This window comes from Endozoicomonas acroporae (genome assembly GCF_002864045.1).
Taxonomy (GTDB): Bacteria; Pseudomonadota; Gammaproteobacteria; order Pseudomonadales; family Endozoicomonadaceae; genus Endozoicomonas; species Endozoicomonas acroporae.
Genome location: NZ_PJPV01000133.1, coordinates 75894 through 86194, shown reverse-complemented (window position 1 = coordinate 86194; position 10301 = coordinate 75894). Strand labels below are relative to the sequence as shown.

At 49.1% G+C, this 10301-nt stretch carries 2 protein-coding genes; both read right to left on the bottom strand.

Going from position 1 to position 10301, the window contains the following annotated elements; genetic code table 11:
• Positions 1 to 473: 473 nt before the first annotated feature.
• On the bottom strand, positions 474 to 5081 hold the full coding sequence (locus CX664_RS18540; protein ID WP_180966547.1) for a DUF4116 domain-containing protein: 4608 nt from the start codon (positions 5079 to 5081) through the stop codon (positions 474 to 476).
• A gap of 426 nt (positions 5082 to 5507) precedes the next feature.
• Positions 5508 to 10181 carry a DUF4116 domain-containing protein gene (locus tag CX664_RS18535; protein ID WP_101748163.1) on the bottom strand — a complete coding sequence of 1558 codons (4674 nt, stop codon included), beginning with the start codon at positions 10179 to 10181 and terminating at the stop codon, positions 5508 to 5510.
• Between the last annotated feature and the right edge of the window lie 120 nt (positions 10182 to 10301).

Genomic DNA, 10301 nt, shown 5'->3' with positions numbered 1-10301 from the left:
CCGAAGCATCTGGTTGAATAAGTAGCTGGCCATATGGAATCATATATTTCTGGCTACTTGGGCAGGTGCTATGCGAGACACAACGGAGGGAGCATAGCCGTAGCTATGTGACCGGAGTTGTAACGAAGCAGAGTACCTGAACAAGGAGTCAGAAATGTATGATTTCATATGGTTAGCTACTTATGGCTTTATTGATCCAGAAATGTTTGTTGGCAGATGCAGGGCGGTAGATCCTGGCTTTGACCATCGAATTACCCTCACTGTCAAAACTCCAGATCATGGCTGATAGTCCATCGCTGCCATCATGTGTGGTCAGAACATAGCGCCCTGACGGGCTGATGATACTGGCATAATAAATTTTCTCTTATGACTGGATTTTTTTAAATTGGCAACGGGCTTCATTGCTTGGAGGCTGTCCGAGAATAGCGCCCGTAGCGAGGATGGCAGAAGATTTCCCGGTTCTTTTCAACCATTCAATGGGACTTACGGGCGATGGCTTGTTGATAATACCTTGCCGCAACAGGCCCGGCATAGTTAACTGCTGCCGAAATAATTTCCGGTTTGCTTTGTAATGAGCGGCCAATATACATCAGGGCATTACCATCGTTCTGCAAGGCGATATTGGCCAGCTCTGGATCATTGCGGCAATGGTCACTGGAAAAATTCAGCGCCCGTGGATTTTCTTGCACGGCAAGTTTGACCACTTCCGGACAATCCTTAAGTGCGTCACTGGCAAACTCCAGCGCCATGCCGGAATTCTGCACCGCCAGTTTGACCAGCTCTTTATTGGCTCGCAGTTCCGGGGTGGCATACTCAAGAGCTATACCGTTTTGTTGAACGGCCAGACGAACAATACCCTCATGGCCACGCAGCGTTTCACTGGCATACCTGAGCATTTCACCATTACCTTGCACGGCGAGTTGCGCTAACGCTTGATCATTTCTCAGTTGCTTATCGAGGTATTGAAAGTTCTCGGGCTTTTTGGACACGGCAATGGCACATAGTTCCTTATTTTTACACTGATCCCCATTAAGATATTGGTAAATAGGGCTTGTAGGGTTATGGTCACTGACAGCCAACCAAAGGTAATCCGGATCATCACGGAATTGCCTGGCGGCATAAGCCAGCGCAGAACCTGAATTTTTCAGCGCTGCGGTAACAATTGTCGGATCAGCCCTTAACCGTTCACTGGCGTATTCCAGGGCAACCCCTATATTTTTGACGGCTGCCAATACGATGTCTTCATCATCTTTAAGTCCTTCACTGGCAAATTCCAGAACTCTCCCCATATTCCCGACAGCTTCTTTGACCAGTGCTTTATCCGCTTGAAATTCAAGCCCGACATATGCCAATGCAAAAGGGTTAGAGCCAACCGCCGTGTACACTATCTCTCGATCATTATTCAAATCCGGAAAATCTTCCAGTTGGCTGCCGACATCCTTTAGCGCCAAAAACTTCAAAATCAGTTGCCGATAGAGCTGGTGGTCGTTAAGCAGGTTTTTCCGGAAAATTTTAAAAGATAATCGATAGGAATCATCGTTCTTATTGCGCTCCATCGCTAACAGAAGAAGCTTTTTATAGAATCCGGGATCTTGTTCCAGATATTCAGATGCCGCATGACAGGAAAGAGCCAGTGATGTGTTTTCAACTGCTGTGGTTAATAAGCGCTGAAAAATCACAGGATCTGATGATAGCTCTGTCCCTGTAAAGGCAATTATTTTTCCCGGATTTTTTGTTGTATTTGCCAGGGCGTAATCGATAATTTCAATGTCGTTTTTAAAGCATTCCGGTGCATCGGTAATAACCTCAGGATGGCTTTTGATGGCGGCAAAAACTATTGTCCGCTGATTGCGTAATTCAGGAGCAAGGTATTTCAGAATGTGACCATTTTGCGACACCAGACGTGTGGCCATTGTCTCGTCAGCTAACCAGTTCACGTATTTGTTCACCAGGGGGCTGGCTTTGGCAGGATCAAACAATAGCCAATGCCAGAGTATTTTCAGACTGTAGGTATCGAGTTGACCGTTCAACGCTTCTTCAATACGGTTGATGGGAGCCTCAGAAAAAACCAGTGCCGTTTCAACCAGATGACGAATCACCATATTTTGGGTGCAGTGGTTTATCAGTGATTTTTTGAAGCTGTAAGTGCAGCACCAGTAGACATGCTCCACGGCAAATTGATTGGCTTCAGAGAAAGCGGGATTATTCAGCCTTTCCCTGATTGCAGCCATACTCCATTTCGTTTGACTTTCGTCCAGGTTAATTGCTCCCAGAAGAAAATCAGTATTGCTCAATTTTTGTAATACACTCAGGATGTCCACAAACATCCGCTGCAAATCTTTTTTGTCAGGCAGATGGGTGAATTCAAAAAGGATCTGGCCTGCCTGTTCATTGAAATGAATGTCAGGGGCACGGCAACCGCTATTTTGCCGATATTGAGACAGGGTTTGCGTCAAAAACCACAACCGCTTGAACTTTCCGCTCAGGGTTTCTTTCAATGAATCGGCCAGCGCCTCAGAGTAACACATCCGGAAAGTCCGTTGTTTGCCACCGTCGGCTTGTTCCAACAGCTCGATGGTACACGCATGGTGCCCGAGCTGGATCGATAACCGGGTACTGCCTGGCATATTGAGAACGGTCACATTTGGGGCCTCGAATTCCCTGAGTGCCTCACGACATGTGTTATCAAATAATGGCTGTTCCTGAGACGTTGAAAAGTCAACAATATCGATATAGTCATGCATAGGCCTCCTTATTGTGCTCACTTCACCCTGCCCTGAAGCGGTGGCCACGGGCCAGAGCCTGGTGAGAAAACATTTATGCAACCATAGAATCAGTTCATGAACGCTCTCGATTTTGTGCGCCTGATTGACAGCTTCAAGCCGTTGCAGGTGGTCTTTTAATAATTGGCAATGGGCCAGCCATTGTTGAAAATCCGAACCCCTGGCCGGTAACTCCGCGCCAGGCAGGAACGGTCTTGTGACGTGGGCAAGGGCTTGTTCAACATTTTTGCGCACCAGTGCCAGTTGCTTGCGAAGTTGTCTTAACTCCGCCTGGTATTGCTGCTTAAGGTTCGGATCAGCGTCCGCGCCCAGCATTAAAAACTGATCGTAGCCAAGGAGAAAAGCCTCGGCCTCTTGCATAAAGAGGCGGATCTCCTGGTCACATCCCTGCAAAATCTTCCGTCGCTCGGGGTGCATGCTCAGTTGGACAGCGCCGGTTCTGGACAAACACAAATGGATCAGTCGATCAGTCCCGAGAAAATTCAGGAGTCTGGTGTTTTGCTCACCCAGCCATGAGAACTGGCGTGCTACCGACGGTTCGTCTTCCGGCACCGCAGGCTGGTATGCCTGCAGGGAAGCCTGCGCGGTTTGATAATCGGGGCGGGCAGATTCGCCACTGAGACTCAATAACTCCTGTTCCCGATCACCCGGCAATAAAAACCCGCCGGACTCTTTCTGAAACTTCCCACACACCAACGTTACCCATTCCTGCGCATCATTATCGGGCCACCATTGAGGCTGCTTAATCCCCACACAGGGTATGCCCTCCTGCCTCAGGCCGATGGATATATGGTCGTTATTGGCCCATTTGTTGAGGACAATCCCCTTTGTTTTTTCCAGAACCTCCGGGGCCAGTAGCCAGTCACCGCCATGGTCACAAAAAAGAATGACATTGTCAGGCAGACTGCTCCCGTTGACCGGACCGCTGATGGCCAGCGCCAACCCTGAGCCACAACCGTCGCTAATGACGGTGCCCTGATCCAGAGCCCGGGGGGGAGATGCCATGGAAAAATGGCTGCCGCCGGGCAGGCAGGTAATCGGGCGTCCCTGCAAAAAAAGGACATGGCCATCCGGATCAATGGCAAATTCAAAGTCCACAGGGCACAACAACGCGTCTTCCAGTATCTTCCCCCCCTCAACCAGGCGGCTCAGTTGGTCTTTGCCAATGAACTCAGCCGTGGCAGCAGCAGGTTCAAATTTGACCCACTCTTCCTCATAGCCACCCTGTTCATTGGCGCGCAAAATGAATCCACACTCAGGATTGCCGGGGTTAAAGGTGGCCTCCCATTGCTCGCCGTTGCGCTTGATCTCATAACCATGGGGAGTGATACCGTATTGACCGGACACCACCGTTTTGGGCTGCCCCGGCCCCCACTCGATCACTAGCGTGCGGTCATCAATGCGGCGATAACTCATGCCGACCCCGCCAACGCAACATTGAATACACTGTTGCAGGATAATTGCCATCCCTTGCGGGGCTGTTGGGGAAAAAACCGCGGGACGGTAAGCAGAAGCGAGTACTTTAAGACAGGTTGCCACGATATCCGCCTGGCCATGTACCAGGGATTGGTACTTGCCGGCCTGGGCGTTCCCAAAGGAGTCCTCAGCCACGCCGGAGCTGCGCACGATAATCGGGCAGTCGGACTTAGTCAGCTCGGTGCGTAAATCCTCATGAATAGTGCGTATTTTGTCAGCAATGGGTAGAGCGCTTATTTGCTGATAAAAATCCGGGCCAACAATAAACGAAGAGAGCGCATCGAGCCAGCGCTGTTGTCTTGTTGTTGGATTGCCTGCTGGATTGCCTGCTGGCTCCATTTTGGCAATCCACTGTTTTATATCCGCCAGACTGGTGGTTGCATGGGCAAACTCATGGCCATCCTCCAGCGTGGCCAGAAATGGGCTGGCATCGAATTGAAGCGCCTCAAGCTCCTGCACGATGCTCGTATCAATGCAGCGAAATGGCGGGACAGCTAATCCTGCGTTTTGCATCAGGGTCAGAAACATCCCTTTACCACCCAACAATTTCCGGTTTGGCATAGTCGGGGAATCAACGTTCAGCTGCGGTTCGGTACAGCCCCTGGTTTTTACTTGCGTTGCAATCAAGTCGTGGTTGGCACTGCCAGGAGTAAACGTCGTATCATGCCTGATAACCTGGCACTTTCTTTTGGCAGAGAAATCAGGAGTATCTGAAGCAACTGATGCCGGAATTTTACCATGATCGATGCCCGCGGCACTGCCATCAGACAAATCTGTGGAACAACCAACATTGTTATTAAAACCTGAGGCTACATGAAACATGTTGACAATATCCGTTGTGTGATTTTTAACGTTTTTATTGAGGCATAAGTAGTTAACATTGGGAAGCCGCGCTGGACCGAACATCGAAAAGTACAAACCTGCCCAATGTGATGATGCCGCTCAGAAGTTTTGATTTCACTTTTTAATTCGAAATAAACAACTTCGCAAAAGGCATCTAAATTATCCATTTGCTTTGGTATAAATCAGTAACGGCTTGGTCAGTTATAATGACATTCTTATCCTAGACCGGAAAACCGGGATCAGAAACCGGTAAGGAACTGTCCTGAAATAACTTCCACATTTTCGATATTGTTCAATCAAGAAAAAACTTTGCCACGGAGAACAGAAAAAAAAAGAGGAAGTTATTCAGGGACGCTTACTAAGCGTAAGGTCAGCTCTGGAGACAACCTGAGGGGCTGTTTTAAATTAACTGAATTGTTGAATATACCTCACCGCAACAGGCCCGATATTATCAATGGCTGCCTCAATGATTTCGGGTTTGTTTTGTAAAGAATCACCAACGTACCGCAGGGCATTGCCATTGTTTTGCAAGGCGATGTTGACCAGCTCTGGATCATTACGGCATTTGTCACTGGCAAACTCCAGCGCCAGCGGATTTTGTTGCAGGGCAAGTTTGACCACTTCCGGACAATCCTGAAGTGCGTCACTGGCAAACTTCAGCGCCATGCCGTCGTTATGCACTGCCAGTTCGACCAGCGCTTTATTGGCTTTCAGTTCCGGGCTGGCGTACCAGAGAGCCATACCATCGCGTTGAACTGCCAGCCACACAGTAGGCTCATGGCCACGCAGTCTCGTACTGGCATACCGGAGCTCGCAACCATCTTCTTGCACAGCCAGCTGTACCAAATGTTCATTATCTATATCGACAAATGAAAAGTTACCGGGTTTGTGTGACACGGCAATGGACATCAATTCCATATTGCCAAGCTGATTCTGATCCAATTGTACACAAATGCAGTCTTCAGGGTGATGATCACTGACAGCCAATCGAACGATATCCGGATCATCTCTGAATTGTTTGTCGGCAAGGAACAGCGCACAACCAAAGTTTTTCACCGCTGCGGTAACAATGGTTCGATCAGCTTTTAACCGTTCACTGGCATATTCCAGAGCTTTACCATTATTTACGACGGCTGCCAATACGATGTCTTCATCATCCTTAAGCTCTGGGCTGGCATATTCCAGAGCTCTACCATTATTTTCGACGGCTGCCAATACGATGTCTTCATCATCCTTAAGCTCTGGGCTGGCAAATTCCAGACTTTCCCCGTCGTTCCGGACCGCTCCTTTGACCAGTTCTCTATCTGCTTGAAATTTACGTCCGGCAAATGCCAATGCAGAGGGGTAAGAGGCGACCGCCGTGGTCACGACCTCTCGATCATTTTTCAGATCCGGAAAATTTAACAGTATGTAGCCGTCTCCAGGTTGTGCCAACAATTTTAAGACCAGCTTCCGATAAAGTTGATGGTCGTTAAGCAGGTTTTTTCTGAAAATGTGGCGAGATAGCTGGTAGGAATCATCTTCAGTGCGTTCCAGGACCAACTGAAGAAGCCTTTGATAGAATTCAGGATTTTGTTCCAGATACCCGGTTATTTCATCACAGGAAAGCGTTCGTGAGTCGTTTTCAACCGCTGTGGTTAACAAACGCCGGAAAAGCCCGGGATTTGATGATAGCTCTGTCCCTATAAAGGCAATTATTTTTCCCGGATCTTCTAATGTATTTGCCAGGGCATAATCGATAAGGTCAAAGTCGTTTTTAAAAGATTCCGGCGCATCGGCAATGGCCTCAGGGTTGCTTTTGATGGCGGCAAAAACCATCGCCCGCTGACTACGTAGTTCAGGCGCAAGGTATTTGAGGATGTGACCATTTTGCGACACCAGACGTGTGGCCATTGTCTCGTCAGCTAACCAGTCAACGTACTTGTTCACCACAGGAATGGCCTTGGCAGGATCAGAAAGTAACCAATGCATGAGTACTGTCTGCCTGTCCGCCTCGTGTTGATCTTTCAACACTGAGTCAAACCTGTCGGTGGGAGCCTGAAACAATGCTCGCGCTGCTTCAAACAGATGACGGAACGCCCTGTCCTGAGCGCAGTGGTTCATTATTGATATATTCCACCGGTAAGTGAAGTACCAGTAGATATGCTCCAGGGCAAATTTATTGGTTGCAGAGAAAGCGGGATTATTCAGCCTTTCACTGATCGCGGCCATATTCCATTTTGTTTGACTTTCGTCCAGATTAAACTCACTCAAAAGAATGTCAACATTTCTCAATTCTCCCAATAGACTCAGAGTGTCCACAAACATCCTCTGCAAATCTTTTTTGTCAGGAATATGAGTGAATTCAAAAAGGACCTGGCCTGCCTGTTCATTGAAATGAATGTCCGAGGCATTGAAACCACTGGTTTTCTGATATTGGGACAGTGTTTGCGTCAAAAACCACAGTCGCTTGAACTTTCCGCTTCGGCTATCTTTTGATGAATGAGCCAGTGCCTCTGAATAGCACAACCGAAAGGTTCGTTGTTTGCCATTATCGGCTTGTTCTAACAGATCGATGGTACTCGCATGGCCCAGCAGCTGAATCGACAACCGGGTACAATCTGGCATATTGAGAACGGTCACACTTTTGGCCTTGAATCGCCTGAGTGCGTCACGGCATGTGTTATCGAATAATGGCTGTTTCTGAGACGTTGAAAAGTCAACAATATCGAAATAATTAGACTCAGCGGCAATCATTGTGCTCACTTTACCCTGCCCTGAAGCGATGGCCACAGGCCAGAGCCTGGTAAGAAAAGATTTGTGTAACCATAGAATCAGTTCATGGACGCTCTCGATCCTGTGCACTTGTTTGAGTGATTCAAGCCGTTGCAGGTGGTCTTTTAATAACTGGCAATGGGCCAGCCATTGTTGAAAATCTGAACCCGAGGCCGGTAACTCCTCGTCGGTCAAGAATGGCCTTCTGACGTGGGTAAGGGCTTCCTCAACTTTTGTGCGCACCAGCGCCAGTTGATTGCGAAGCTGATATAACTCCGCGAGGTATTGCCGCTCAAGATTATGATCAGTGACTGCACCCAGCATTACAAACCGTTCGTAGCCAGAAAGAAAAGCCTCGGTCTCTTGCATAAAGTTGCTGATCTCCTGGTCACATCCCTGCAAAATCTCCCGTCGCCGGGGGTGCATGCTCAGTTGCACAGCACCGGTTCTGGACAAGCACAAATGGATCAGTCGATCTGCCCCGAGAAAATTCAGGAGTCTGTTGTTTTGCTCACCAAGCCAGGAGAACAAACGTGCTACCGACGGTTCTTTTTCCGGCTCTGCAGGTTGCCATGCCTCCAGAGAAGCCAGTGCAGTTTGATAATCGGAGCGGGCAGATTCACTCAGACTCAACAACTCCTGTTCCCGATCACCCGACAATAAAAACCCGCCGGACTCTTTCTGAAACTTCCCACACACCAGCGTTACCCATTTCGGTGCATCATTATCAGGCCACCATTGGGGCTGCTTAATCCCCACACAGGGTATGCCCTCCTGCCTCAGGCTGATGGATATATGGTCGTTGTTCGCCCATATTCTGAAGACAATCCCCTTTATTTTTTCCAGAACCTCAGGGGCCAGTATCCAGTCACCGCCATGGTCACAAAAAAGAATGACATTGTCAGGCAGACTGCTCCCGTTGACCGGACCGCTGATGGCCAGCGCTAACCCTGAGCCACAACCGTCGCTGATGACGGTGCCCTGATCCAGAGCCCGGGGGGGAGATGCCATGGAAAAATAGCTGCCGCCGGGCAGGCAGGTAATCGGGCGTCCCTGCAAAAAAAGGACATGGCCATCCGGATCAATGGCAAATTCAAAATCCACAGGACACAGCAACGCGTCTTCCAGTATCTTCCCCCCCTCAACCAGGCGGCTCAGTTGGTCTTTGCCAATGAACTCAGTCGTGGCAGCAGCAGGTTCAAATTTGACCCACTCTTCCTCATAGCCACCCTGTTCATTGGCGCGCAAAATGAATCCACACTCAGGATTGCCGGGGCTAAAGGTGGCCTCCCATTGCTCGCCGTTGCGCTTAATCTCATAACCATGGGGAGTGATACCGTATTGACCGGACACCACCGTCTTGGGCTGCCCCGGCCCCCACTCGATCACTAGCGTGCGGTCATCAATGCGGCGATAACTCATGCCGACCCCGCCAACGCAACATTGAATACACTGTTGCAGGATAATTGCCATCCCTTGCGGGGCTGTTGGGGAAAAAACCGCGGGACGGTAAGCAGAAGCGAGTACTTTAAGACAGGTTGCCACGATATCCGCCTGGCCATGTACCAGGGATTGGTACTTGCCGGCCTGGGCGTTCCCAAAGGAGTCCTCAGCCACGCCGGAGCTGCGCACGATAATCGGGCAGTCGGACTTAGTCAGCTCGGTGCGTAAATCCTCATGAATAGTGCGTATTTTGTCAGCAATGGGTAGAGCGCTTATTTGCTGATAAAAATCCGGGCCAGCAATAAACGAAGAGAGCGCATTGAGCCAGCGCTGTTGTCTTGTTGTTGGATTGCCTGATGGATTGCCTGCTGGCTCCATTTTGGCAATCCACTGTCTTATATCCGCCAGACTGGTGGTTGCATGGGCAAACTCATGGCCATCCTCCAGCGTGGCCAGCAATGGGCTGGCATCGAATTGAAGCGCCTCAAGCTCCTGCACGATGCCCGTATCAATGCAGCGAAATGGCGGGACAGCTAATCCTGCGTTCTTCATCAGGGTCAGGAACATCCCTTTTCCACCTAACAATTTCCGATTTGGAATAGTCGGGAAATCAACGTTCAGCTGCGGTTCGGTACAGCGCCTGTTTTTTAATGGCAGTGCAAACGTTTCAGTAATTTTTTGGCCGGTGCTGTTAGAAGGAGTAAACGTGGTATCAATCCCGGACGTTTCACACATTCGATTTGAAGATAAAGCATGAGTTTTTAAAGCGCCTGATACCGGAATTGCACCATTGGCAATGTCAGCTCCCCCTGCACCAGGCAAACAGGTGGCACCAGAGCCTGTGACCGGGTGGCTAATAATCTCTGACTGTGCTTTAAACATGGCAACATCCGCTGTTTACTATTTTTTAAACATGATATTAAAAAGAGAAAACTTCGAAGAAATAAGCTTCAGTAATTAACCAGTTAATTTTGTATAAATCAGTAACAAGACGGTCAGTTA

Bases quoted from the DNA above. Each gene is read 5' to 3' on its own strand.
- CX664_RS18540 (WP_180966547.1), bottom strand. From the start codon at position 5,081: ATGTTTCATGTAGCCTCAGGTTTTAATAACAATGTTGGTTGTTCCACA.
- CX664_RS18535 (WP_101748163.1), bottom strand. From the start codon at position 10,181: ATGTTTAAAGCACAGTCAGAGATTATTAGCCACCCGGTCACAGGCTCT.